Raw genomic sequence first — 342 nt, forward strand, 5'->3', positions numbered from 1 at the left:
TGAGCCGGGGGACGAAGCCGTGGTCGCCGCGCCCGTGCACGGAGTTGGCGAGCCGCAGGACCGAGGAACGCACCCCGCGCCCGGCCAGCGCCAAGGTCGCCTCCTCCCCGGCGACGCGGACCGCGCCCGCCGCGCCGAGGTCGCCCGGGTCCTCCTCCGTGCCGACGATGCCCGGCGCGAAGACGAGCCCGGAGCTGACGACGAGGGGCTTGCCGGTGCCTTCGAGCGCCGCCCCCATCGCCTCGACGGCCCGTACGTCGGCGGCGCCCGCGCCCGCGTAGTCGGTCCAGCTGTGGTCGAAGGCGAGGTGCAGGACGCCGTCCGAGTCCTTCGCGGCGGCGG

1 pseudogene is annotated in these 342 nt (G+C 77.5%); it reads right to left on the reverse strand.

Going from position 1 to position 342, the window contains the following annotated elements:
* A pseudogene (locus G3I40_RS12145) lies at positions 1-342 on the reverse strand (3-beta hydroxysteroid dehydrogenase); the annotation flags it as partial.

The sequence above is a fragment of the Streptomyces sp. SID14478 genome (assembly GCF_010548525.1).
Taxonomy (GTDB): domain Bacteria; phylum Actinomycetota; class Actinomycetes; order Streptomycetales; family Streptomycetaceae; genus Streptomyces.